This is a genomic window from Mangrovimonas sp. TPBH4, assembly GCF_001280505.1.
GTDB lineage: Bacteria > Bacteroidota > Bacteroidia > Flavobacteriales > Flavobacteriaceae > Mangrovimonas_A.
Map to the genome: position 1 here is coordinate 59,429 of NZ_LBIO01000048.1, position 24,635 is coordinate 84,063.

At 37.3% G+C, this 24,635-nt stretch carries 23 protein-coding genes; 18 read left to right on the forward strand and 5 right to left on the reverse strand.

The window, feature by feature from the left end:
- Positions 1-91 precede the first annotated feature (91 nt).
- Together fahA and ZA05_RS08865 are read left to right on the forward strand one after the other, a co-directional pair.
- The gene (gene fahA / locus ZA05_RS08860; protein ID WP_053991337.1) at positions 92-1,384 is read left to right on the forward strand and encodes a fumarylacetoacetase; all 1,293 of its coding nucleotides are present in this window, start codon (positions 92-94) and stop codon (positions 1,382-1,384) included.
- A gap of 104 nt (positions 1,385-1,488) precedes the next feature.
- On the forward strand, positions 1,489-2,691 hold the full coding sequence (locus ZA05_RS08865) for a hypothetical protein (protein WP_053991338.1): 1,203 nt from the start codon (positions 1,489-1,491) through the stop codon (positions 2,689-2,691).
- Positions 2,692-2,719: 28 nt separating this feature from the next.
- Here the strand turns inward: ZA05_RS08865 and ytxJ are convergent, their stop codons facing one another.
- Positions 2,720-3,115 carry a bacillithiol system redox-active protein YtxJ gene (gene ytxJ, locus ZA05_RS08870; protein WP_053991339.1) on the reverse strand — a complete coding sequence of 132 codons (396 nt, stop codon included), beginning with the start codon at positions 3,113-3,115 and terminating at the stop codon, positions 2,720-2,722.
- 297 nt (positions 3,116-3,412) lie between these two features.
- Here ytxJ and clpB point away from each other — a divergent pair, with 297 nt between their 5' ends.
- The 8 genes from clpB to ZA05_RS08910 all read left to right on the forward strand — a co-directional run bounded on the left by clpB (position 3,413) and on the right by ZA05_RS08910 (position 12,650).
- Positions 3,413-6,022, forward strand: a complete 2,610-nt coding sequence (gene clpB / locus ZA05_RS08875; protein WP_053991340.1) for an ATP-dependent chaperone ClpB — start codon at positions 3,413-3,415, stop codon at positions 6,020-6,022.
- 161 nt (positions 6,023-6,183) lie between these two features.
- Complete coding sequence (locus ZA05_RS08880) at positions 6,184-6,573, forward strand: STAS/SEC14 domain-containing protein (protein WP_053991341.1); 390 nt, start codon at positions 6,184-6,186, stop codon at positions 6,571-6,573.
- A 30-nt stretch (positions 6,574-6,603) separates the two neighbouring features.
- Positions 6,604-7,479, forward strand: a complete 876-nt coding sequence (locus ZA05_RS08885) for a TraB/GumN family protein (RefSeq protein WP_053991342.1) — start codon at positions 6,604-6,606, stop codon at positions 7,477-7,479.
- Positions 7,480-7,711: 232 nt separating this feature from the next.
- On the forward strand, positions 7,712-8,374 hold the full coding sequence (gene deoC, locus ZA05_RS08890) for a deoxyribose-phosphate aldolase (RefSeq protein WP_053991343.1): 663 nt from the start codon (positions 7,712-7,714) through the stop codon (positions 8,372-8,374).
- Between the two features lie 92 nt (positions 8,375-8,466).
- Positions 8,467-8,970, forward strand: coding sequence for a histidine phosphatase family protein (locus ZA05_RS08895; protein WP_053991344.1), 504 nt, complete (start codon positions 8,467-8,469; stop codon positions 8,968-8,970).
- 73 nt (positions 8,971-9,043) lie between these two features.
- Positions 9,044-9,502 (forward strand): SsrA-binding protein SmpB, encoded by a 459-nt coding sequence (gene smpB, locus ZA05_RS08900; protein WP_053991345.1) that lies wholly within the window; start codon positions 9,044-9,046, stop codon positions 9,500-9,502.
- A 102-nt stretch (positions 9,503-9,604) separates the two neighbouring features.
- Positions 9,605-12,076 (forward strand): DUF5686 and carboxypeptidase regulatory-like domain-containing protein, encoded by a 2,472-nt coding sequence (locus ZA05_RS08905; protein ID WP_053991346.1) that lies wholly within the window; start codon positions 9,605-9,607, stop codon positions 12,074-12,076.
- Between the two features lie 31 nt (positions 12,077-12,107).
- Positions 12,108-12,650 carry a hypothetical protein gene (locus ZA05_RS08910; RefSeq protein ID WP_053991347.1) on the forward strand — a complete coding sequence of 181 codons (543 nt, stop codon included), beginning with the start codon at positions 12,108-12,110 and terminating at the stop codon, positions 12,648-12,650.
- Here ZA05_RS08910 and ZA05_RS08915 read toward each other — a convergent pair.
- The gene (locus ZA05_RS08915) at positions 12,647-13,288 is read right to left on the reverse strand and encodes a protein-L-isoaspartate(D-aspartate) O-methyltransferase (protein WP_053991365.1); all 642 of its coding nucleotides are present in this window, start codon (positions 13,286-13,288) and stop codon (positions 12,647-12,649) included. The two genes, ZA05_RS08910 and ZA05_RS08915, sit on opposite strands and share 4 nt — an antisense overlap.
- A gap of 155 nt (positions 13,289-13,443) precedes the next feature.
- On the opposite strand from ZA05_RS08915, the gene ZA05_RS08920 reads away from it, so the two are divergent.
- From ZA05_RS08920 to ZA05_RS08955, 8 genes are all read left to right on the forward strand, one after another.
- A complete protein-coding gene (locus ZA05_RS08920; RefSeq protein ID WP_053991348.1) occupies positions 13,444-14,403 on the forward strand; it encodes a Gfo/Idh/MocA family protein in 960 nt (319 codons plus the stop codon).
- A gap of 119 nt (positions 14,404-14,522) precedes the next feature.
- Positions 14,523-15,413: a 3-hydroxybutyryl-CoA dehydrogenase gene (locus tag ZA05_RS08925; protein WP_053991349.1), complete on the forward strand. Its 891-nt coding sequence runs from the start codon at positions 14,523-14,525 to the stop codon at positions 15,411-15,413.
- 117 nt (positions 15,414-15,530) lie between these two features.
- A complete protein-coding gene (locus ZA05_RS08930) occupies positions 15,531-16,187 on the forward strand; it encodes a YggS family pyridoxal phosphate-dependent enzyme (protein ID WP_053991350.1) in 657 nt (218 codons plus the stop codon).
- A 22-nt stretch (positions 16,188-16,209) separates the two neighbouring features.
- Entirely contained in the window at positions 16,210-17,577 is a 1,368-nt protein-coding gene (locus tag ZA05_RS08935; RefSeq protein WP_053991366.1) for an exonuclease domain-containing protein, read from the forward strand.
- A gap of 6 nt (positions 17,578-17,583) precedes the next feature.
- On the forward strand, positions 17,584-19,548 hold the full coding sequence (locus ZA05_RS08940; protein ID WP_053991351.1) for a DUF3857 domain-containing protein: 1,965 nt from the start codon (positions 17,584-17,586) through the stop codon (positions 19,546-19,548).
- Positions 19,549-19,570: 22 nt separating this feature from the next.
- Positions 19,571-20,425, forward strand: coding sequence for an ion transporter (locus tag ZA05_RS08945; RefSeq protein WP_053991367.1), 855 nt, complete (start codon positions 19,571-19,573; stop codon positions 20,423-20,425).
- Positions 20,418-21,329, forward strand: a complete 912-nt coding sequence (gene miaA, locus ZA05_RS08950) for a tRNA (adenosine(37)-N6)-dimethylallyltransferase MiaA (protein ID WP_053991352.1) — start codon at positions 20,418-20,420, stop codon at positions 21,327-21,329. Before ZA05_RS08945 ends, miaA begins: the two co-directional genes overlap by 8 nt.
- A 78-nt stretch (positions 21,330-21,407) precedes the next feature.
- Positions 21,408-21,599, forward strand: a complete 192-nt coding sequence (locus tag ZA05_RS08955) for a cold-shock protein (protein WP_053977594.1) — start codon at positions 21,408-21,410, stop codon at positions 21,597-21,599.
- Positions 21,600-21,673: 74 nt separating this feature from the next.
- Here the strand turns inward: ZA05_RS08955 and ZA05_RS08960 are convergent, their stop codons facing one another.
- From ZA05_RS08960 to coaE, 3 genes are all read right to left on the reverse strand, one after another.
- On the reverse strand, positions 21,674-22,384 hold the full coding sequence (locus ZA05_RS08960) for a response regulator transcription factor (protein WP_053991353.1): 711 nt from the start codon (positions 22,382-22,384) through the stop codon (positions 21,674-21,676).
- 3 nt (positions 22,385-22,387) lie between these two features.
- Positions 22,388-23,968, reverse strand: coding sequence for a sensor histidine kinase KdpD (locus tag ZA05_RS08965; protein ID WP_053991354.1), 1,581 nt, complete (start codon positions 23,966-23,968; stop codon positions 22,388-22,390).
- Positions 23,969-24,043: 75 nt separating this feature from the next.
- Complete coding sequence (coaE, locus tag ZA05_RS08970) at positions 24,044-24,631, reverse strand: dephospho-CoA kinase (RefSeq protein WP_053991355.1); 588 nt, start codon at positions 24,629-24,631, stop codon at positions 24,044-24,046.
- Between the last annotated feature and the right edge of the window lie 4 nt (positions 24,632-24,635).

A 24,635-nucleotide genomic window follows, 5' to 3' on the forward strand; every position in this document is an offset into this window, starting at 1 on the left:
AAGCTACTTTTTCGGCATTTTTTTCAATTAGAACGAAAAAATTATGTAGGTTTGACTAGAATTTATTAAACCATTAATCTCTAAGACTTTTATGCCTTTATCAGCAAATAATCCAGATAGAACATCATGGCTGCACGTAGGAAAGAACTCAGATTTCCCCATCCAAAACATACCTTTTGGGGTGTTTCTTACACGTGACGACATCATTACTATAGGAACCCGAATTGGAGATACTGCCATAGACTTGGGAGCACTGCATCAGTTAGGCTATTTTGACGGCATTCCGTTAACCGACGATATATTCCTTCAAGATACCCTAAACGACTTTATTGCCGACGGAAGAAAAACATGGCGTGCCGTACGTAACCGTATCGCTCAAATCTTTGACAGTAATAACACCACTTTAAAAAACAACAAACAACATAAAGAAATTGTTCTCTTTCGTTTGGACGAAATTGAAATGCAATTGCCTGTTGAAATTGGAGACTATACCGATTTTTACTCTAGCTTGGAACATGCCACCAATGTGGGAACTATGTTTAGAGGAGCAGACAATGCCTTAATGCCTAACTGGCTTCACATTCCTGTTGGTTACCATGGAAGAAGTTCTTCCATCATCCCGTCGGGAATCCCAGTACACAGACCACAAGGACAAACCCTTCCAGCAGGAAGCGACACTCCTGTATTTGGACCTTCAAAATTGGTGGACTTTGAATTGGAAATGGCTTTCATCACTACCGATGCCAACGACCTTGGAGAACCTATTCCAATTGAAGAAGCCGAAGAGTACATCTTTGGATTGGTATTGTTGAACGACTGGTCTGCCCGAGATATTCAAAAATGGGAATACGTGCCACTAGGACCTTTCTTGGCAAAGAACTTCGCCTCTTCCATTTCACCTTGGATTGTGACGTTGGATGCCTTGGAACCATATCGTGTACAGGGACCAAAACCTGAAAAACCTCAGTTGCCATACTTACAATATAAAGGTAAAAAGAGCTACGATATCAACTTGGAAGTATCTCTTAAACCAAAATCGGCAAAGGAGACTCTTGTGAGTAAATCCAATTTTAAATATATGTATTGGAACATGGCCCAGCAATTGGCCCACCACACAATTAACGGTTGTCCAGTGAATTCTGGGGATCTTATGGGAAGTGGTACCATTTCGGGACCAACTGAAGACTCTTATGGCTCTATGTTGGAATTGACCTGGAGAGGAGAACGCCCATTAACAATGAAAGACGGTTCCGAGCGTAAATTCATCAATGACTATGACACCGTAATCATGAGAGGATATTGCGAGAAAGACGGCACCCGTATTGGATTTGGCGAAGTATCCACGCAGCTACTTCCTGTATTCGAACCCAAAAAGAAGAAGTAATCCAATAGAAATATTCATCTTACAACCCTCAATAGTGATATTGAGGGTGTTTTTTTGGCATTAAATTTGAATCTACAACACATACACCCCTAAAACGAATGCTTATGAAACAAATTTTACTCTTATCAATCATCCTTTCCCTAGCAATGAGCTGTAGTAGCAAAAAACAGGTTGAACGCGCCATCAACACGGGCAATTACAACCAAGCTATTACAGAAGCACTGAGAAAATTGGAAACCAATAAAAATTCTAAACGTAAACAAGACTATGCCATGATGCTTCAAGAAGCATTTCACAAGGCACAAGAACGCGACCTGAATACAATTAAACATCTTAAAAAAGATAACAACCCAGAATTGTATACAGAAATCTACGAGCTTTACAATTACCTCAACAAAAGACAGGAAGCCATCAAACCAATTTTACCATTGGTAGTTGAAGACAAAACCATCACTTTTAAGTTTCAGGATTACAGCAATGCCATTTCTGAATGGAAAAACAAAACCGCCGATTATTTATACGAAAAAGGCCTAGCCCTTTTAGAATCCAACTACAAAGCAGATATCCGGGAAGCCCACAATGTATTATCATACGTGGAGCGAATCCATCCAAATTATGAAGACACTAGAGAATTACTTTTGGAAGCCCATGAAAGAGGGATTGAACACGTCATTGTAAATATTAAAAATAACACCAACCAAGTTATCCCACGTCAATTGGAACAGGATCTGTTGAATTTTGACACCTATGGATTGAATCAGTTTTGGCTTGCTTATCACTCCAACAGAATCTCAGGTCTGCAATACGACTTTGCAATGGAATTACAATTGCAACTCATTAATATTTCTCCTGAACAAATTAAGGAACGTCAAATTCCTAGAGAGCAAGAAATAGTAGATGGATGGCAATACCAATTAGATCAAAACGGCAATGTGATGAAAGATAGTCTTGGTAATGACATTAAAGTGGACAAAATTATCAAGGTAAAAGCTGATCTTTTTGAATTCCAACAATTCAAATCATCGCAAATCCTTGGAAACGCCGTGTTCTCCGATCTTAAAACACAACAAACAATAAGCACACTTCCTGTAGATAGTGGATTTATATTTGAGCATTTCTATGCTACCTACCGCGGAGACAAACGTGCCTTGACCAAGGATGACTTAAAATTGACCCGCAATCAAGCCATTCCATTCCCTAGCAATGAGCAAATGGTATTTGACACTGGGGAAGATTTAAAATTGAGGCTGAAGGATATTTTGGCCTCCTTTAAAATAGACAACCAAACTGCAGCCCCTCGTTATTAGGGGCTGTTTTTTTTTTTCAAAAACTATATTACACGAAACTCTTCAAATCTACATCCAAAATAGCTCCATGACTGGCATGCGCTACCACTACCCCATTTTTGACAATAAGTAATTGTGGAGATTGGTGCATCACCTGAAACATACTTGCAATAGCATTGGACACATCCCGATAACTTAGCAAATCTAAATAGTACACATCAAAGTCTTCATTGGAACAACCATAGGACTCTTCAAATTGACGCAATACCATTCTACTTACTCCACACCTAGTAGAATGTTTAAAAATTAATTGTGTTTTGCTTTCAGAGGCACTTTTCAGCTCATTTAACTGATCAATTGTAGTCAATCTTAACCAAGGCATTTCATTTACTACTTTATTCGCTTCTGACGCTTCACCTCCAAACAGCTTCTTTATAAATCCCATACATTTCAATTTTTCAGATGTAAATCTAATTCATTTTTTATTCAACACTCATAAATTAACGTTAACCATACTCGAATACAATCAAAACAATTTAAAAATCAACTATTTAACACCCAAACCTTCTAATTAAAACAATACTTTTTCGTAACTTACAGCATAAACCAAAAACCCTTTTCACAACTCCCCTTTACAGACAAAAAGTCATGTATTTTTAGCAAAATAACGACATTTTGTCTTACGAATTTAAGTGGTAAGCTTTTTGACTTTAGCTTCCTGAATTAAAGGAAAAATTATTCTATGAACTTAAATAATTATACAATAAAGTCACAAGAAGCCATACAGCAAGCACAACAGCTCGCCCAAGGTTTTGGTCATCAACAAATTGAAAATGAGCATATTTTTAAAGCCATTTCTGAAGTTGATGAAAACGTATTGCCATTCATCCTAAAAAAATTGAATGTAAATACCATTGTCCTGCAACAGGCATTGGACAAGCAACTGGAGAGCTTTCCGAAAGTTTCTGGAGGAGACATCATGCTGTCCAGAGAAGCCGGAAAAACACTTAATGAAGCATCCATCATTGCAAAAAAAATGAAGGACGACTTTGTGTCCATTGAACATTTAATCTTGGCTGTTTTTAAATCCAACAGCAAAATAGCTCAAATGCTCAAGGACCAAGGAGTAACTGAAAAAGCTCTAACAGCAGGCATCAACGAATTGCGAAAAGGCGACCGTGTAACTTCTCAAAGTCAAGAGGATACCTATAACGCGCTAAACAAATATTCTAAAAACCTAAACCAATTGGCCAAAGATGGAAAACTGGATCCCGTAATTGGTCGTGATGAAGAAATACGTAGAATTCTTCAAATTTTATCTAGACGTACCAAAAACAATCCTATTTTGGTGGGAGAACCCGGTACCGGTAAAACTGCCATTGCTGAAGGTCTTGCACACAGAATTGTAGATGGTGACGTTCCTGAAAATTTGGTAGATAAACAGATATTTGCCTTGGATATGGGCGCTCTTATTGCAGGCGCCAAATATAAAGGTGAATTTGAAGAGCGCTTAAAAGCGGTCATCAAAGAAGTTACCGAAAGTGATGGAGACATCGTACTATTTATTGACGAAATCCACACGCTTGTAGGTGCCGGAGGTGGTCAAGGCGCAATGGACGCAGCCAATATTTTGAAACCTGCTTTGGCTAGAGGCGAATTGCGCGCTATTGGAGCCACTACCCTAGACGAATACCAAAAGTACTTTGAAAAGGACAAAGCTCTAGAAAGACGTTTCCAAAAAGTAATGGTCGATGAGCCCGATACCGAAAGTGCCATTTCTATTTTGAGAGGAATCAAGGAAAAATACGAAACCCATCATAAGGTTCGCATCAAAGATGAAGCAATTATTGGTGCCGTGGAATTATCCGAACGTTACATCACCAACAGATTCCTTCCAGACAAAGCTATCGACTTAATGGACGAAGCTGCGTCCAAATTGCGTATGGAAATCAATTCAAAACCTGAAGAATTGGATGTTTTGGATAGAAAAATTATGCAATTGGAAATTGAGATAGAAGCCATTAAACGTGAAAAAGATGAGGCTAAGTTAAATTCATTACGCTCAGAATTAGCCAATTTGAAAGAAGAGCGAAACGAAATCAATGCTAAGTGGAAAAGCGAAAAAGATGTTGTTGACAATATTCAAGCGACTAAGCTTGAAATTGAGAATTATAAACTTGATGCAGAACGTGCGGAACGTGATGGTGATTATGGTAAAGTTGCTGAAATTCGCTATGGAAAAATAAAGGATAGTCAGGAACGTCTTGAAAAACTTCAAAAGGAGCTTCATGAGAATCAAAAAGAGAACTCCTTAATTAAAGAAGAGGTTACCTATGACGATATTGCAGAAGTTGTAGCCAAATGGACAGGAATACCAGTTACCAAAATGCTTCAAAGTGAACGTGAAAAATTGTTGAAATTGGAAGACCAACTGCATAAACGTGTAGTAGGCCAAGACGAAGCCATTACCGCAGTAAGTGATGCCGTGCGAAGAAGCCGTGCAGGCCTGCAAAACCCTAAAAAACCAATTGGGACCTTCCTATTCCTTGGAACCACTGGTGTAGGTAAAACCGAATTAGCAAAGGCCTTGGCCGAATATTTATTTGACGATGAAAATGCCATGACCAGAATAGACATGAGCGAATACCAAGAACGCCATGCCGTTAGCCGATTGGTAGGAGCGCCTCCAGGATATGTAGGCTATGATGAAGGAGGTCAATTGACAGAAGCCGTCAGACGCAAACCTTATTCCGTAGTGCTTTTGGATGAAATTGAAAAGGCGCACCCAGATACGTTCAATATCTTGTTACAAGTATTGGATGAAGGACACCTTACGGACAACAAAGGGCGTTTAGCAGATTTTAAAAATACAATCATCATCATGACCTCCAATATGGGAAGTCAGATTATCCAAGAGCGTTTTGAAGCTACCAAGGATATTGATTCCGCTATGGAAGCTGCCAAAATTGACGTGTTGGCCTTACTGAAACAAACAGTAAGACCCGAATTTTTAAACAGAATAGACGAAACCATCATGTTTACGCCTTTATCCAAGGAAAATATTTTGGAAATTGTAGAGTTACAATTAAAAGGACTCACAAAAATAATAGGCCAACAAGGTATTACGTTTGATGCCACAAGAGAAGCCATTGAATACCTTGCCGAGAAGGGATACAATCCGGAATACGGTGCCAGACCAGTAAAAAGAGTTATTCAAAAAGAAGTACTCAATGAATTGAGTAAAGAGATTCTATCTGGAAAAGTCACCACAGACAGTGTGATCCTTCTAGATGCATTTGATGACAAATTAGTCTTCAGGAACCAGGCCAATATGGTTGCTGAAGAACTTTAACGAAAACTTCAGTGGTTAACCGCCATTGGAGTTTAAATGTCCGCTAGGACGTTTCATAATAATTTGGTTGATTGGTGTTAGGCAACGCGACCCTTTAATTAGGTTAGCGTTGCTTTTTTTATCAAAACCAAAAGCCCCTTTAACTTTTAAAATTGAGTTTTATGGGAATGTTCTATTATTACGATTTTCCAAATGCAGAAATCTTGGTTTTTGATGATTTTCTGGTGGTTCAAATTAGAGAAGGTGCCGACATTCACCCCAAACATAACGAAAAATTAAACGAGATTGTAGAAACCCATTATTCGGGCAAACATTTTGTGTATATCTCCAACCGAGTCAATTCCTATTCTGTAGACCCATTAACTTATGTGGAAACCGAAAAAATCACCAATCTTATTGGCATAGCTATTGTGACAGACGCCAGAATAATGCGTAAAAATGCAGAATATGAAAAGAATTTTTTCGATAAACCGTACAAGATTTTTAATACCTTGTCCGAGGCAATCCAATGGGCTCACAAAATCCTAACAGATTTCCAACAAAAGCAATAAACCTAATAGAACATCTACTTTCTTATAACTATGTCACCAACACCTTTCTACCGATCCATTCTAAACATTGCACTAATTCTTTTCTCAGCAATTACTGTTGCACAAGAAACTAGCAAATCCCTCCTTTGGAAAATATCTGGAAATGGCCTTGAGGCACCTTCCTATATTTTTGGAACCATTCACGTTACCTGTAATGCTACATTGGACCAAACAGTAAAGACAGCATTGGACAACACCTCTCTCTTGGTCCTTGAAGTTGATATGGACCACCCTGAAATACAATCGAAAATGGCGCAAGAGATGTATATGAAAAATGGAAAAACAATCAAGGATTATCTTTCGGAAGCAGATTACCAACTCCTTTCAGATTTTATAAAAACCCAAACCGGAATGCCTCTAGATCTATTGGGAAACATTAAACCTTTCTTTTTAAGTGCCATGTTGTATCCTAAACTTCTGGGGTGCCCTATTCAATCTTTTGAAAACGAATTAATGGCCGTTACCAAAGATCAAAAAGAAGACGTTGAAGGATTGGAAAGCATTGAACAGCAAATGCAATTGTTTGACGAAATTCCCTATGAAGACCAAATTCAGGAACTCCTAAAATCCGCTAAAGACAATATGGCAAGCGACAGAGCAAACATTACTGAAATGATGAGTCTTTATGAAAACAAGGACTTGGACGGCCTTTACCATCTTTTATTGGTCGACGACTCTACATTGACCTCTAAATACCAAAATGAAATGCTGGACGAACGCAATAAAACATGGATTGCAAAAATTGGCAGCTTTTCCAAAGAACAACCTACCTTTTTTGGAGTTGGCGCAGGACATTTATCCGGAGACAATGGAGTCCTTTCATTATTGCAAAAAGCGGGGTATACCGTGGAAGCCGTCCTACCATAATCGCATTCAAGCAGATACTCATTTATCAAGTCCCAAAAACTTGTTAATTTTTGTGAAATTTTTCGTTCAAAGGCAATAAAGTTTAAGTTTTCGCTTTATCTAATTAAGATTAATTTCTTAATTTTGACCCGCTATTAATTCCCCAATTACATAGACGCTATTGACCCGTAACTCTCTTAAAACAACCTATTTAAGAAAGCTTACATCAAATCAATATTAAACCTACTGAAACATGAAGATTAATAAATACATAGACCACACGGTATTAAAACCCACTACTTCCGAAAGGGATATTATAGACTTATGTAACGACGCAAAAAAGCATCATTTTTATTCTGTTTGTGTAAATGGCTGCTACGTGCCTCTTTCCCATCAACTTTTGGAAAAAACGGATGTAAAAGTATGCACGGTTGTCGGGTTTCCTTTAGGCGCCATGTCCACTGAAGCTAAAGTTTGTGAAGCCAAAGCTGCTGTAAGTCATGGAGCCAATGAAATAGATATGGTAATAAACATTGGATTTCTAAAAAGTAAAAATTACGTTGCTGTGTATAAAGACATTAGTGATGTAAAACAAGCTATAGGCCGCATTCCGCTTAAAGTAATTCTTGAAATTAGCGAATTGTCCAAAAATGAAATCATCAAAGCCTGCGAAATCTGTATGGATGCCAAAGCAGATTTCATCAAAACCTCAACAGGATTTTCAAGCAGCGGAGCAACCTTAACCGCTGTAAAAATCATTAAAAAAACCGTTCGTAACAATGCCAAGATTAAAGCCTCTGGTGGTATCAAAGATTATGAAACGGCTCAAAAATATATCGATATAGGTGTAGACCGCATCGGAACATCGGCCGGAGTTGCCATTGTTACCGACAAAGCTTCAAAGGTCGAAGACTAACAAACAATAAAACTTATAGGTTTTCAAAACATCAGATTTGGGCTTCGGCCCTAATTTGTGTTATATTTGGATATAATCCATTAGTATCCAACATGAAACCGTTTAGTCTTTTGCTTCTTTTACTGTTGTCTTTTCAAGGCATTTCACAAGAATCAAACAACAATACATCCACCTACTTTTTAATTCGGCATGCGGAAAAGGACAGAACAGATGCTTCCAACCCCGACCCCCATCTTTCGGAAATTGGTTTGAAACGCGCCAACCAATGGGACAGTGTATTCAGCCAAGTTCCTTTAGACCGGATTTTTTCGACGGATTACTTTAGAACGAAGGAAACCGTAGCACCTATTGCCAAAAGGTTCAACATCGATATTGAACTATACGATCCGAACAACTTAGATATAAACACCTTCCTAAACGACACAAAAGGGCAAACTGTACTTATTGTTGGCCACAGCAACACAACGCCTGCCACGACAAACGCCCTCATTTCCCAAGACAAATATCTCATGATGGAAGACGACAACAACAGCTTCTTATATATTGTTGTATTATTTAAAGAAACTGTCACCGACTATATACTTACCATAGACTGACATCTCATCTAAAACCGCAATAAAATTCTCAAAAGGTATTTAGCATAAATTATAAAAAACGTAGTTTTGTGCTATGCAAAAAACGGTCAACATAAAAAACAAAAGAGCCAAGTTTGAATACGAAATTCTTGACACTTATACTGCTGGAATTGTTTTAACAGGTACTGAAATAAAATCCATCAGGGATAGTAAGGCCTCTATTGCCGAGAGTTTTTGCGAATTTAACGACCGTGGCGAACTGTTTGTCATCAACATGACCATTCAGGAATACGTTTACGGTAACTACTACAACCATAAACCAAAAGCCGAACGCAAACTGCTTCTTAACAAACGAGAGCTTAAAAAACTTCAAAAGGACGTTAACGTTAAGGGACTTACCATTGTACCGCTTCGTGTATTCATTAACGAAAAAGGGTATGCCAAAATGGACATTGCTTTGGCAAAAGGTAAAAAGCTTTACGATAAAAGAGACACCATCAAAGACCGGGACAACAAGCGTAACTTGGATCGTATCAAGAAAATTTACAAGTAATTTTTTGAATGGTTATAACAGGACTTTTCAAAATGTTTATAACCAGTAGTTCGGACACGGACACCTTACAGCAATTTTTTAGCACCATCAACCAACCCAAATATGAGACAAAAACTAGTCTTACTTTTTAGTTTTTTGCAGACGTTTTATTCCTTGGCACAAATTCAAGGCACTGTAAAAGATACCAATAATACTCCTTTAGCCTTTGTTAATATTTATATTGAAAACACCTACACAGGCACTACCAGTAACGATAATGGTATTTATGAGCTAAACGTCTCCGCCCCAAAAACCTACACAATTACCTTTAAATATCTTGGCTATAAAACCCTCAAAAAAACAGTGATTATTGAAAATTTCCCATATCAATTGGACGTGATTTTGCAGGAAGAAGAAATATCCCTTCAGGAAGTCGTTGTAAAAACCAACGAAAATCCAGCCAACAAAATCATGAGGGCTACAATAGACAAACGAAAAGAAAACCTTGAGCTAATCAAAGCCTTCAAAGCCCACTACTATTCTAGAGGATTACTGAAAATCAAGAATGCTCCAAAAGCCATTTTAGGTCAGGAATTGGGAGATTTGGGTGGCGGTTTGGATTCTACTAGAAGTGGAATCATTTACCTTTCAGAAACTGTTTCAAAAATTGAATACCTCTACCCCAACAAACTCAAAGAAACCATTATTGCCTCTAAAGTTAGTGGCGACGACAATGGCTTTAGCTTCAATACGGCCTTAGATGCCGATTTCAACTTTTACAACAACACCATTGACTTAGAAAATCCTCTCATTTCCCCAATTGCAGAATATGCTTTTAACTATTACCGTTACACCCTGGAAGGGATTTTTTATGACGATTTTGGAAACCTCATCAATAAAATAAAGGTCACCCCGAAACGCAAAAACGATCGCGTTTTTGAAGGACATATGTATATTGTGGAAGACCAATGGACCATTTACGCTCTTGAATTGACGACTACTGGCCAACAGGCACAAATCCCTGGAGCCGACACCATCACTCTTAAACAAAATTTCTCCTACTCCCAACAGGATAAGGTTTGGGCCTTGATGTCGCAAAACATTGATTTTTCCTTTGGCATGTTTGGCATCAATGGAGAAGGCCATTACACTTCTGTCTATAGTGATTACAATTTCAATCCAGAATTTTCAAAACGCAATTTTGGAAAACAAATACTGTCCTTTAGAGAGGAAGCCAACAAAAAGGACTCTTTGTATTGGAAAATCAATAGACCTGTTCCCCTAACCGAGGAAGAAATTCAGGATTATTTGAAAAAAGACAGCATTCAAACGGTTAAAAAGTCCAAAACCTATTTGGATTCCACAGATAGGGTATCCAACAAGTTCAAATTTTCCGATATCTTTTCTGGTTACACATTTTCCAATTCCTATGAAAAATGGAGTTTAGGCGTTTCCTCTATCTTTTCAGCGCTTAGTTTTAATACTGTTCAGGGTTTTAATAGTTCTATTGGCATTCACTACACAAAAAATATAAATGAATTTAAACGCTATTTCTTCACAAGAGCCACCCTAAATTACGGATTGGGAGATCAAAGATTGAGAGGCGTTTTTTCTGCTCATTACAAATTCAACAATATAAACAGACCGTATCTAATGGTTTCGGGAGGTATAACCACGCAACAATATAATGGAACGGAACCTATTTCAAAATTAATAAACAGTATTAGTTCTCTGTTCTTTGAAGACAACTACATGAAACTCTACGATAAAAGTTTTGCTGAAATAAGCTTTTCAAAGGAACTTTTTAATGGCTTCAAAGTGTACAGCAACATAAGCTACGAACGCAGGAAACCACTTTTCAACACAACAGATACCACGTTTATCAATGAAAGTGACGACACCTACACAAGTAACAACCCACTGGATGAAACAGCCTATGGCATTGCACCGTTCAATACGCACAACATTTTCAAATTTAACCTAAGTGCCACCTTCAATTTTGGACAGGAATATTTTAGTTATCCAGACAGCAAATACACGGTGATAGAAACCAAATACCCAACCTTGGCCATAGGATATGAAAAGGGATTTGGAGCCTCACTAGACGCTTACAATTTTGACCAACTTAAACTGCGTATTTTCCAGAATGTAGAGCTTGGCAACAAAGGCGATTTTGCATACAACTTTAAGGCAGGAACCCTATTCAATGCCGAGGATATTGCGTTTATGGATTACCAACATTTCAATGGCAACCAAACCCATGTTAGCGCTTCCGGAAGCTATACCAATGTGTTTAATAATCTGCCTTATTATTCCTTAAGCACAAACGACAATTATCTGGAATTACACGCCGAACACAACTTTAATGGATACATTTTAGGTAAAATTCCACTGCTTAATAAATTAAATTACAACTTAATTGTTGGTGCCCATGCCCTTTCCTCTAAAACTTATAAAACTTACCAAGAATATTCAGTTGGAATAGACAACATAGGTTGGGGAAAATTCAGGTTCTTAAGACTTGATTATGTACGTTCTTACCAAAACGGATTTCAAAGTGACGCCGTTATTTTTGGGTTGAAACTCTTTAATTGATTAATTTTAGCAAATTTTTTTAGTGAACCACATGAAAACTTTCGCCCTTACATCCTTACTTTTTTTAGCCACTATTTGTAACATCAATGCTCAGGAAGCCGAAGAAGCTCCGGTGAGCTACCTAGGAAAAACCATTACACTAGATTCTACCATTACTTCCCTTTACGGAGCCATTTCTGGTGAAAAAGGGGTAGAACGCGATTGGAAACTATTCAAATACCTTTTTAAAAACGAGGCGAGGTTAATCCCTGCCTATAAAGATGGCGTAAAAGGCATTTACGACACCAATTACCTTTCGGTGGAAGATTACATCAATACTACCAACGACTGGATTCTTCAAAACGGTTACATTAAAAAGGAAATTCACAGAGTTACCCAATCTTATGGAAATATAACCCACGCTTTTATCACATTTGAAGCTTTCAGAAGTGAGCAAGACGAAACCCCATTCCTACGAGGAATAGACAGCATTGAATTGCTTTTTGATGGGCAACGTTGGTGGGTTGTAAATCTATATTGGACTTTGGAAACGGAAGGAACTCCTATCCCTGAAGACTATTTACCAAAGCCTTAATTTTTATCTTCCAAGAGCGGCACAAAGCGGAATTCTCCAAACTCGTGCTGTTCAAACTCTTTTGGCCCCTTTCTAATGAAAAGGGTCATAGTTTGCACATCCACCCCAACGGGGATTACCAAACGACCACCAATTTTTAATTGGCTCAACAAGGGTTTAGGTACAAACGGAGCACCTGCAGTTACAATGATTCCATCAAAAGGTGCTTCTTCAGGCATCCCTTTATAGCCATCTCCAAAGATCAACTTTTTAGGACGATAGCCTAATTTTGGTAAAAACTTACTTGTAATTCTATACAATTCCTGTTGGCGCTCAATACTGAATACTTTTGCTCCCATCAGGCACAAAACAGCGGTTTGATACCCACTTCCGGTACCAATTTCAAGAATCTTGTCCCCTGGTTTGATATTTAAAAGTTCGGTTTGAAATGCCACGGTATAAGGTTGGGAAATGGTTTGGTCTGCGGCAATTGGAAACGCCTTATCTTGATAGGCGTGATCCAAAAAACTAGAATCCATAAACAAATGCCTTGGAATGGTACCAATGGCTTTTAAAACCTTTTCATTGGTAATTCCTTTAGCCCTAACAACTTCTACAAGTTGCTGTCTCATTCCTTGATGTTTAAACGTGTCTTTCAATGTTGGTAAGCTTTTCAAGGCAAAATTACTTCAAACATTTTAAAGGCAAAAATTAAAATTCGCTGTTTTATCAACTCCCTGCACAGGGTCATTTTATTCTATTTTTAAGTCCCCAAATAATGAAAAATACTTAGTTTTGTTAAAAACTCAAAAACATGTTGAAAGCAGGAGTTCTTGGTGCTGGTCATCTTGGAAAAATTCACTTGAGATTACTTAATCAATCAGATAAATATGAGCTTGTTGGATTCTACGATCCCAATGAAGCCAACGCCCAAAAAGTTGTAGAAGAATTTGGGTATACCTACTTTAAAGACATCGACGAACTTATAGATGCTGTGGATATGGTGGACATTGTAACGCCTACCCTATCGCATTATGAGTGTGCCAAAAAGGCCATTGCAAAAGGAAAGCACATCTTTATAGAAAAACCTATTACAAATACCATCGAAGAAGCCGAGCACATCAGGGAACTTTTGGCTGAAAATGGACTTCGAGGACAAGTGGGACATGTGGAGCGTTTCAATCCTGCTTTTATTGCAGTTAAGGAAAGTGTACACAACCCTATGTTTATAGAAACCCATCGTTTGGCAGAGTTCAACCCTAGAGGAACTGATGTTCCCGTGGTTTTGGATTTGATGATCCATGACATCGACGTTATTCTAAGCGTGGTGAATTCAAAAATTAAAAACGTTTCGGCCAGTGGTGTTTCCGTTATTAGCGACACTCCAGATATTGCCAATGCCAGAATAGAGTTTGAAAATGGCTGTGTAGCCAACCTAACGGCTAGCAGAATTTCTTTAAAAAACATGCGTAAAACACGTTTCTTTCAACGTGACGCCTATATCTCTGTAGACTTTTTGGAGAAGAAATGCGAAGTGGTAAAAATGAAAGATGCCCCAGAACATCCTGGAGATTTTGATATGATTCTACAAAATGCCGAAGGCGTGAAAAAACAGATCTATTTTGACAACCCTGATATTACGGCCAATAATGCCATTTTGGACGAGTTGGAATCATTTGCGCATGCTATTAAAACAGACACGGCTCCTATAGTCACCTTACTTGACGGAACGGAAGCGCTTCGAGTAGCCCATATGATTATCGATCAGTTTTAGGCTGACGTAACATTTCAACCAACCATTTATTGCTAGTACCTACTATTGCAATACCCGAATTAGCAAGAGTTTAATAATACCCCCTTTATAAAACTAAAGGGACACAAATTTTAATATATATGAAAAATATAGCAGTTATTGGAGCTGGAACCATGGGAAATGGAATTGCACACACCTTTGCTCAAAAAGGCTTCAATGTTCAACTTATCGATATTAGTGAAGCTTCTCTTGAAAGAGGTTTGAATACCATTGCCAAGAATTTGGACAGATTGGTTGCCAAGGAAAAAATCACCGAAGCTGACAAACAAGAAACCCTAAATAACATCACCACCTTTACCTCTATTGCTGAAGGCGTAAAAACTTCGGATTTGGTGGTTGAAGCTGCGACAGAAAACGTTGATCTTAAGCTAAAAATATTTGAGCAATTGGACGAAACTTGTGATGAAAACACCATTCTGGCCACTAACACGTCTTCTATCTCGATTACTCAAATTGCCGCGGCTACCTCACGTCCAACAAAGGTTATTGGGATGCACTTTATGAATCCTGTGCCAATTATGAAATTGGTAGAGATCATTCGTGGGTACAACACTAGTGACGAGGTAACCAATACCATTATGGAATTGTCTAAAGCATTGGATAAAGTTCCTGTTGAAGTAAACGATTACCCGGGCTTTGTGGCCAATCGCATTTTAATGCCAATGCTTAACGAATCCATAGAAACGCTATACAATGGAGTTGCTGGAGTAGCCGAAATTGACACCGTAATGAAATTAGGAATGGCACATCCAATGGGGCCGTTACAATTAGCTGACTTTATTGGACTGGACGTTTGCCTTTCTATTCTAAATGTAATGTACGAAGGATTCAAAAACCCAAAATATGCACCTTGCCCACTATTAGTGAATATGGTACGTGCAGGAAAATTGGGAGTAAAATCTGGTGAAGGTTTTTACGATTACTCAAGCAGCAAAAAAGCTGAAGTAGTCGCTTCACAATTCTTGAAATAATAACAAGATCCCGATGTGATTTTAAAATCACATCGGGATTTGCTTTTTAGCTAAGGGAGAAACCTTTCTAAATCAATTCCCCAATAAAAAACAAGTTGGATTAAACGCTTATAAAAAATGGACATTCAACACAATCTTCTACAAATAAAATCTCAATTACCTAAACATGTCACTCTGGTCGCCGTTTCCAAGACCAAACCTGCTAGTGATATTATGGAAGCCTACAATAGTGGCCAGCGTATTTTTGGAGAAAACAAAATACAGGAAATGGCAGAAAAATATGAGCAGCTTCCAAAGGATATCGAGTGGCATATGATTGGTCATGTACAACGTAATAAAGTAAAGTACATGGCACATTTTGTAAGCCTTATTCACGGTGTGGACAACCTAAAATTACTTCGGGAAATTGATAAGCAGGCTCAAAAACACAATAGGACTATAAAGTGTTTACTTCAAATTAAAATAGCCGAGGAAGATTCAAAATTTGGGATGAGTCCAGAGGATGCTGCAAGTTTATTACACGATGAGGCATTTCATAGTTTAAAACATATTGCCATTGTTGGCGTTATGGGTATGGCCACCTTTACGGAGAATGAAACCCAGATAAAAACGGAGTTTTCCAATTTAAAGACTACATTTGAGCAGCTTAATGCAATTCACCCAATGGATATCATTTCCATGGGAATGAGCGGCGACTACCCCCTGGCTATTGAGTGTGGCAGTACCATGGTTAGGGTTGGGAGTAGTATTTTTGGCGAACGCAATTATTTATAATTTCACAGAAGCATATACCGTTATTTACGCAATACTAGACATAGAAACTACCGGAGGTAAGTACAACGAAGAAGGTATTACCGAAATAGCCATTTATAGATATGATGGTCATAAAGTGGTGGACCAATTTGTAAGTTTGGTGAATCCAGAACGAGATATCCAGCCCTTTGTAGTCAACCTTACCGGCATTAACAACAAAATGCTTCGCAATGCCCCTAAGTTTTTTGAAGTTGCCAAACGTATTGTAGAAATCACCGAGGATTGCATTATTGTAGCCCACAATGCCCAATTTGACTACCGTATTTTAAAAACCGAGTTTAAACGTTTAGGATTTGGCTACAAGCGAAAAACCCTTTGTACTGTTGAATTGTCCAAAAAGCTGATTCCAGGACAGGACTCCTATAGTTTAGGGAAACTGGCCAGATCCTTGGGAATCCCTGTAAGTGACAGACACCGTGCCGCTGGGGATGCCATGGCCACGGTAAAACTTTTCAAAATGATCCTGAACAAGGATTTAGACAAGTATATCATTCAAGATGCTTTAAAGACAGATCAGAAGCAAATCAATCCTAATTTAAAGCGTATAATTGATGAACTGCCAAACGTTACCGGCGTGTATTATTTGCACAATGACGATGGTGAAATTATATATATAGGCAAGAGCAACAACATTAAAAATCGAGTAAGTCAACACTTTACTGGAACAACCTCAAAATCAAAAAAATTACAATTGCAAACCGCTGCAGTAACCTATGAGGAAACAGGCAGCGAACTAATTGCCCTTTTAAAGGAAAGTGCCGAAATCAAGAGAAATAAGCCACTTTTCAATAGAGCGCTAAGACGCAACAGCTTTACCTTTGCCCTATACTCTTTTCAGGACGAAGCAGGTTACATCAATTTAAAAATTGATAAAACCGATGGACGAAAACATCCCATCACAACCTTTACCACAAAGCAAAGTGCAAAACAGTTCCTTTTTAAAACTGTAGAGGAATTTCAACTGTGTCAGAAATTAACAGGCCTCTACCCTACCTCAAGCAACTGTTTCAACTATACCATTAAGGAATGCTTTGGCGCTTGCATTAATGAAGAAGCTCAAGCCACCTACAACTCGAGAGTCATTGAGTTTATAGATAAAAACAGTTACCGTAACAAAGACATGCTCATTATTGATAAGGGCCGAGAACTAGATGAACGCAGTGTAGTGAGCATTAAAAATGGTGCTTTTGTAGGGCTGGGATACTTTAATTTAAACCATCAAATTACAAAGCCAGAAATTTTGGAGGCTATTATTACTCCAATGGAAAACAACAGGGATAGCCAACATATCATTCAAAGTTATTTGAGGAAACATAAAAAATTAAAACTTATTACTTTAACCAACCAATAACAACCAATGAAACAACCAACCTTAACCATCCTTTTTCTTTTTTTCTCCTTATACCTTTTTTCACAATCACCATTTAATTCAAAAGACCTCAACGTTACCAAAGGGGATTTAGAGACGAATATTTATCCTCAAGACACTACCGCCAATGCCCTAATGATTTATGAACACGGCAATAGCTTTGTCAACAAAAGCACCTACAAACTAAATACTGAAATCACTAAAAAATTGAAAATCCTTAACAAAGAAGGATTTGGCGAGACTAAAATCACAATTCCTCTTTACAATGACAAATCCAATAAGGAAAGTGTAAAAAGTATCCAGGCTACAGTTTATAATTTGGAAAACGGTAAGGTTACCAAAACTAAGCTGAAAAACAGCGAAATTTTCAGGGAGATTTACGACGAACACCACACTTTGGTGAAATTTACATTCCCAAACATCAAGGAAGGGTCGGTTATCACATATAGCTACACCCTTATTTCTCCTTATATGTTTAAATATAAATCTTGGGAGTTCCAAGGAGATATTCCAAAGCTTTATAGTGAATATGAAACCAGTATTCCCGGCAATTGGGACTATAACATCAAACTTGTGGGGTCACAAAAATTGGTAAAAAATGACTCCCATATTGAACCTAATTGCCTCAGTGGTCCTGGAGGAGCCTATTCCGGTTGCGCAGTAAGCACCTATGCAATGGAGAATATCCCAGCCTTTATTGAAGAAGATTACATGACCACCAAGGAAAATTATTTGTCCAGAATTGATTATGAACTGAAAACATTTCAAGGCTTCAACGGCACAATTAACAATTACACAAAATCTTGGAAAACGGTTGACCATGAATTAAAAACGGACAAAGATATTGGAAGACAATTTCTAAAAAATACTGGACTAAAAGATGAAATGACAATTCTTTTATCCGGTACCGATTCTCCCTTAGACAAAGCACAGCTCATCTATAAATATATTCAAGAAAATTATAGATGGAACAAAAAATACAATCTTTTTAAAGATGTATCTGTTAAGGATTTGATTAAAGATAAAACTGGCTGCGTTTCTGAAATAAATATTTTACTTCATAACCTTTTAAATGAACAAGGCATTGAGGCCAAACCTGTACTTTTATCTACAAGGGGCAACGGATTTGTCACCAAACTATACCCTGTTTTATCAGATTTCAACTATCTAATTGTACAAGTTAACATTGGAAGGGAAAGCTTTTTATTGGATGCCACCGATGAATTCTTGGATTTTGGGGAGGTGCCATTTAAATGTTTAAATAGAGATGGCCGCCTTATAGATTTTGACAAGGGCAGCGAATGGATAGAAATTTCACCTAGAAAGAATTCTGCCATTATACAAAGTTTAGACCTCAACCTTGGCACTAACAATGTTTTATCTGGCAATATCAACCTCAGATCTACTGGCTACCATGCACTGCCTATCAAGAGAAGATTCCACAGTAATAAGGAAGACTATTATGACAGCTACTTTAAAAAGTTTGAAGATATAGAAATCTTAAACCATGAGGTGGCAACCCAAAACAAATCGGATTACGAGTTTTTAGAAAACCTTGAAATTTCCTATCCACTAAATGAGACTGGGGACAAAATTTATATCAATCCTTTTTTATTAAAGTTTTTCTCCCAAAACCCATTTAAATTACAAGAACGCAACTACCCTATCGACTTTGGCTACAAGGATACTTTTATTTACAAAATGCAAATACAGGTGTCAGACGGCCTAGAAATTTTGGAACTCCCTGAAAATTTCAAAATTTCATTACCCAACAACACAGGTTCTTTGGTATTCAATACTCAAAAAGAAGAAAACAATATCATACTTTACTTAAAATTTGATTTCAGAGAATCCATGTACGGGCCGGAGTACTATAAAAGCCTGAAGATATTTTTAGGGAAAATTGTGGATATCCAACACAACTCCCTAATTGTATTGGAGAAAAAATCATAAATCTTTTAGTACATTTGGATTAATGGGCAGCCTAAAATCAAATAAAAACTGGAAAACCCAGCTTCATGAAATCATTTATGAAGCCGACACTCCTGCTGGGAAATTATTTGATATTATATTGTTTTTTGCCATCCTTGCCAGCATTGTATTGGTGATGTTGGAAAGTGTTAAAAGTATCGATAATAAATACCATACCTTTTTAGACATTTCAGAATGGGTCATTACCATTCTATTCACTATTGAATACATTGCCCGAATCATCTCGGTAAAAAAGCCCTTTAAATACATTACCAGTTTTTATGGAGTAATTGATTTACTTGCCACTATTCCTAAATATATTTCCTTAATTTTTGCCGGAACCCATGCCCTTGTTGCCTTACGTGCCTTACGTTTGTTAAGGGTCTTTAGAGTATTGAAATTGGCTCGCTTTTTAGGGGCCTCCAATAATTTAGTAAATGCTCTAAAAGCCAGCAAAGCCAAGATTTCCGTGTTTCTATTTGCTGTCCTTATCCTAGCCATTGTTCTAGGTACCATCATGTATCTGGTAGAAGGGGAAGAAAATGGCTTTTCAAATATTCCTAAAAGTGTATATTGGTGCATTGTAACCCTTACAACCGTTGGATTTGGGGATATAGCCCCACAAACACCATTAGGCCAATTTATAGCTTCCTTGGTCATGATTTTGGGTTACGGGATAATTGCGGTACCTACAGGAATTGTATCTGCGGAATATACCAACCAAAGTAAAACTCCAACAACAACCAAGGACGATACCGTACACGTGAATACACAATGTTGCTCCAATTGTCTGGCCGACAAACATCAAGATGGTGCGAAACATTGTTATAAATGCGGAAGCGAATTACACTATGACTAAATACCTTATTTCTATAGTTGGTCCTACCGCCATAGGAAAAACAGCCTTAAGCATACAGTTGGCCCAACATTTCAATACTGAAATTATCTCTGCAGATTCCAGACAGTTTTTCAAGGAAATGCAAATAGGCACTGCTGCCCCTACACCAGAGGAATTGGAGGCTGCTCCTCATCATTTTATTCACCATAAATCCATTGAAACCGACTATAATGTTGGAGCCTTTGAAAGAGATGCCATAAAATGCTTGGACACACTATTCAAATCGTATGATGTGGTGATTATGGTAGGTGGATCTGGCCTGTATGTTGATGCCGTAACAAAAGGGTTGGATGATTTTCCCGACCTTGATCCAGAAATTAGAAAAGAATTAAATAAAACCTTAGAAACCGAAGGTCTTGCTGATTTACAGCACCAATTAAGGGAACTTGACCCAGAATCCTATAATCGTATTGCCATTGATAATCCGCATAGAGTGATACGGGCCTTGGAAGTTTCTATTGGAACTGGTAAACCATATTCTTCTTTTTTAAACCAAAAGGAAAGCAAACGTCCATTTAAAACCATTTCAATTGGTTTGACGGCAGACCGCCAAATTGTTTACGACAGGATCAACAAACGGGTAGATATCATGATGGAGAACGGTCTTCTTGAAGAAGCTAAGGCGCTTTTACCCAAACAACATTTAAATGCCCTCAACACCGTAGGCTATAAGGAATTATTTGAATATTTCAATGGAAATTCGACCTTGGATTTTGCTGTTTCGGAAATAAAAAAGAATTCTAGACGCTTCGCCAAACGTCAATTTACCTGGTTCAAAAAGAATGAAAATATCCTTTGGTTTGACTATACAACTCCTCTTGAAACCATCGTAAAAGACATCTCAAAACTAATTGAAAAACAATAAATTAAAATAAGTTTCCATTTATAGCTGTATTCATATTATTAACACTACCTTTGGCCCTTTATTAAATTAATTTATATTATGAGTAAAGGTACAGTAAAGTTCTTCAACGACTCAAAAGGTTTTGGGTTTATCGTTGAGGAAGGGACCAACAAAGAACATTTTGTACACATTTCTGGTTTAGAAGATGAAATTCGCGAAGGAGATGAAGTAGAATTTGATCTAACCGAAGGAAGAAAAGGATTGAACGCAGTAAACGTAAAAGTTATCTAATATTCACCCATTTTTTAAGCAAAAAGCCTATCATAAAATGATAGGCTTTTTTTATTATTGGAAGAGAGCAAGGATTACGCACTTTGGTTAACCACCAACCTAAATCCTTCTCCATGTATATTTAAAATTTCAACGTTTTCATCTGGTTTTAGATATTTACGCAGCTTCGCAATGTAAACATCCATACTACGAGAGGTAAAATAGTTATCGTCTCTCCAAATTTTTGTCAAAGCTAATTCCCTAGGCATCAAATCGTTTTCATGAAGTGCCAACATACGCAACAATTCATTTTCTTTTGGAGACAATTTGATTGGTTCTCCACCATCAAATCGTAAAAATCTCAATTTGGAATTCAAATCGAATCTACCAATTTTGAACTCAAACTGTTTACTGTCGGTAACTGTTTCTGTAGCCTTACGCTGCATGATGGCCTTTATTTTCATTAGTAGCACCTCACTATCAAAAGGCTTATTCAAATAATCATCTGCCCCCACTTTATAGCCCTTCAATACATCTTCCTTCATTGCTTTAGCTGTTAGGAAGATGATAGGAATTTCATTATTCTTCTCTCTAATTTCTTTGGCCAATGTAAAGCCGTCCTTGTACGGCATCATGACATCTAGGATACACAAATCAAAATCATCCTTTTTGAATTTCTCAAAACCTTCCATTCCGTTTTTGGCATGAACAACGTCATAATCGTTCATTGTCAAATAATCCTTTAATACCGTTCCAAAATTTGGGTCATCCTCAACAAGGAGAATTTTTTTATTTTGTTCTTCCATAATTTATGATATTAATGGTAGCTTGATTGTAAATACACTACCTTTTCCTTTTTCACTTTCTACTGATATATGACCGTGATGGTCTTCTACTATTCTTTTTACGTAGGCCAAACCTAAACCATGACCTTTAACGTTATGTACATTACCTGAGTGTTCTCTGTAAAATTTCTCAAATATTTTTCGTTGTACCTGTTTGGACATTCCATTACCCTGATCGGCAATTTTCAACAAAATATTGTTCCCCACATTCTCTGTATACACATCGATTTTTGGTTCATCATCCGAATATTTTATGGCATTGTCCAAAATGTTAACGATAACATTTGTAAAATGACTTTCGTTAGCTAAAATTGAAGATTTGGAAGCGTCAAGATGTGTTTTCACATATCCTTTCCGGTCTTCAACAATGAGCTCTACATGGGTAATAGCATCTTCTATTAATTCGTGTAGCTTTACTCTGTCCTTACTTATGTTCAATTCATTTTTCTCAAGTTTCGATATTCTCAATACATTTTCAACTTGAGCATGCATACGCTTGTTTTCATCCTTAATCATTTTCAGATAGCGCTTCACTTTATCCTTATCTTCAATAATTTTGGGATTTTTTATGGCATCCAAAGCAAGATTAATCGTCGCAATTGGTGTTTTAAACTCATGCGTCATATTATTGATAAAATCCGTCTTTATTTGCGATATTTTACGTTGTTTTATCAATTGATAAATGGCATTTGAGTAAGCTACAATGATAATTAATGTAAACACAACCGAAAGCACTATGGCCTTTATAATGGTAGAGAACAAAAACTTTCTTCGTTCTGGGAAATTCACATATAACCTATAATCATTTTGATGGTCATTTCCTGAATAAACAGGAATTCCATAGGTTGAAGAACTATTCAACTCAAAATTATCGGACTGCACTTTTGTTGCCAAGTCCTTATCATAAATGGCGAATTCAAAACCGGTATAAATACCATCTTCCCTTAACTGATAATCCAAAAGCTCTAACACCTCATCCGCGGATACCCTTTTATAAATTGGAAAATTCTTGTAGGTTTCCCTATAACTATCTTCCATGATTTTTTTTGTAACCTCGGGCAACTCCGAATACTCTCTGTAAGTGCGCTCTGGGTTGACGTTTAAATCTCCTCCATTCCCCAAAGCTGTGTTACTGTAAATCTTTGTTTCCTGTTCACTAAACAAACGACTGATACTAATACTATCAATTCCAATATCAAAGAACACCGATGGCACCTTAAAGCTTTCCTCTAAAACTGTATTTCTGTAAATTATGGTTTCATCTCTTTCATTATCCTGAGTTTTCACCAAAATTTCCCTAATGGTACTGGTATCGGCCTTAGCATCATGTCTTCTAATTTGGTTAAGAGCCTTTTTAGTATAATCTTCAAGCTCTCTGTCCTCCAAATTTTTTGATACCAAGCTTAAAGCATGCTTTACGTTTCTTTCAAATTGCTTTTCTTCAATCTCAACCGAATTTTTGATAAAAAACGCTTGTACTAAAATTATACCTATGAGTGAGACACTCATTAAAATCACCAATAAGACGAATAGCTTTCTGCCCATCGTTCAAATTTAACATTTTAACATTTATTAGATATCCCCTTTAACCTTACATTAACAAAAATGTTAAAATAAGGGTTATTTTCCTACAGAAAGAAGGGACTCATGGAGTTTTAACACCTGATTATGAGTTGCATCCAACTTATCATTAACAATAATATAGTCTGCTAATTTAAGTTTCTCATCATCACTAAACTGGTTATCCATAATGGTTTGTATTTTTTCACGGGAAGTATCATCTCGTTTTAAAAGACGTTCTATTCTTTGGTTGGTACCAGCAATTACCAAAATAACAGCATCATATTCCTTTTCCATATGTTGCTCAAAAATGATGGCAGCTTCTTTAATGACATAAGGCGAAGATTGTTGGGCCAGCCACTCCTTGAAATGTTTGGCTACTTCTGGATGCACGATCGCATTCATAGCCTCCAGCAAAGCCTTATTATTAAAAATAGCATCGGCAATAAAAGGTTTGTTTAGCTCTCCGTTAATATAGGCCTGTTCACCAAAAAGCACTTTTAATTTACGTTGAAGTTCTGGTGAGGTTGCCATGATCCTTTTAGCCTCAAGGTCTGCCGTGTAGACAGGAATCCCTAAACTTCTAAACATATTGGCAACTGTACTTTTACCACTTCCTATACCGCCTGTAACCCCTATAATCTTCATATAA

Excerpts from the sequence above, each read along its gene's own strand:
- miaA (WP_053991352.1), top strand. The coding sequence starts at position 20,418 with ATGACTAAATACCTTATTTCTATAGTTGGTCCTACCGCCATAGGAAAA.
- fahA (WP_053991337.1), top strand. The coding sequence starts at position 92 with ATGCCTTTATCAGCAAATAATCCAGATAGAACATCATGGCTGCACGTA.
- ZA05_RS08945 (WP_053991367.1), top strand. The coding sequence starts at position 19,571 with ATGGGCAGCCTAAAATCAAATAAAAACTGGAAAACCCAGCTTCATGAA.
- ZA05_RS08885 (WP_053991342.1), top strand. The coding sequence starts at position 6,604 with ATGTCACCAACACCTTTCTACCGATCCATTCTAAACATTGCACTAATT.
- clpB (WP_053991340.1), top strand. The coding sequence starts at position 3,413 with ATGAACTTAAATAATTATACAATAAAGTCACAAGAAGCCATACAGCAA.
- ZA05_RS08930 (WP_053991350.1), top strand. The coding sequence starts at position 15,531 with ATGGACATTCAACACAATCTTCTACAAATAAAATCTCAATTACCTAAA.
- ZA05_RS08925 (WP_053991349.1), top strand. The coding sequence starts at position 14,523 with ATGAAAAATATAGCAGTTATTGGAGCTGGAACCATGGGAAATGGAATT.
- ZA05_RS08960 (WP_053991353.1), bottom strand. The coding sequence starts at position 22,384 with ATGGAAGAACAAAATAAAAAAATTCTCCTTGTTGAGGATGACCCAAAT.
- ZA05_RS08910 (WP_053991347.1), top strand. The coding sequence starts at position 12,108 with ATGAAAACTTTCGCCCTTACATCCTTACTTTTTTTAGCCACTATTTGT.
- ZA05_RS08865 (WP_053991338.1), top strand. The coding sequence starts at position 1,489 with ATGAAACAAATTTTACTCTTATCAATCATCCTTTCCCTAGCAATGAGC.
- ZA05_RS08940 (WP_053991351.1), top strand. The coding sequence starts at position 17,584 with ATGAAACAACCAACCTTAACCATCCTTTTTCTTTTTTTCTCCTTATAC.
- ZA05_RS08895 (WP_053991344.1), top strand. The coding sequence starts at position 8,467 with ATGAAACCGTTTAGTCTTTTGCTTCTTTTACTGTTGTCTTTTCAAGGC.
- ZA05_RS08905 (WP_053991346.1), top strand. The coding sequence starts at position 9,605 with ATGAGACAAAAACTAGTCTTACTTTTTAGTTTTTTGCAGACGTTTTAT.
- smpB (WP_053991345.1), top strand. The coding sequence starts at position 9,044 with ATGCAAAAAACGGTCAACATAAAAAACAAAAGAGCCAAGTTTGAATAC.
- deoC (WP_053991343.1), top strand. The coding sequence starts at position 7,712 with ATGAAGATTAATAAATACATAGACCACACGGTATTAAAACCCACTACT.
- ZA05_RS08920 (WP_053991348.1), top strand. The coding sequence starts at position 13,444 with ATGTTGAAAGCAGGAGTTCTTGGTGCTGGTCATCTTGGAAAAATTCAC.
- coaE (WP_053991355.1), bottom strand. The coding sequence starts at position 24,631 with ATGAAGATTATAGGGGTTACAGGCGGTATAGGAAGTGGTAAAAGTACA.
- ZA05_RS08955 (WP_053977594.1), top strand. The coding sequence starts at position 21,408 with ATGAGTAAAGGTACAGTAAAGTTCTTCAACGACTCAAAAGGTTTTGGG.
- ZA05_RS08965 (WP_053991354.1), bottom strand. The coding sequence starts at position 23,968 with ATGGGCAGAAAGCTATTCGTCTTATTGGTGATTTTAATGAGTGTCTCA.
- ZA05_RS08880 (WP_053991341.1), top strand. The coding sequence starts at position 6,184 with ATGGGAATGTTCTATTATTACGATTTTCCAAATGCAGAAATCTTGGTT.
- ytxJ (WP_053991339.1), bottom strand. The coding sequence starts at position 3,115 with ATGGGATTTATAAAGAAGCTGTTTGGAGGTGAAGCGTCAGAAGCGAAT.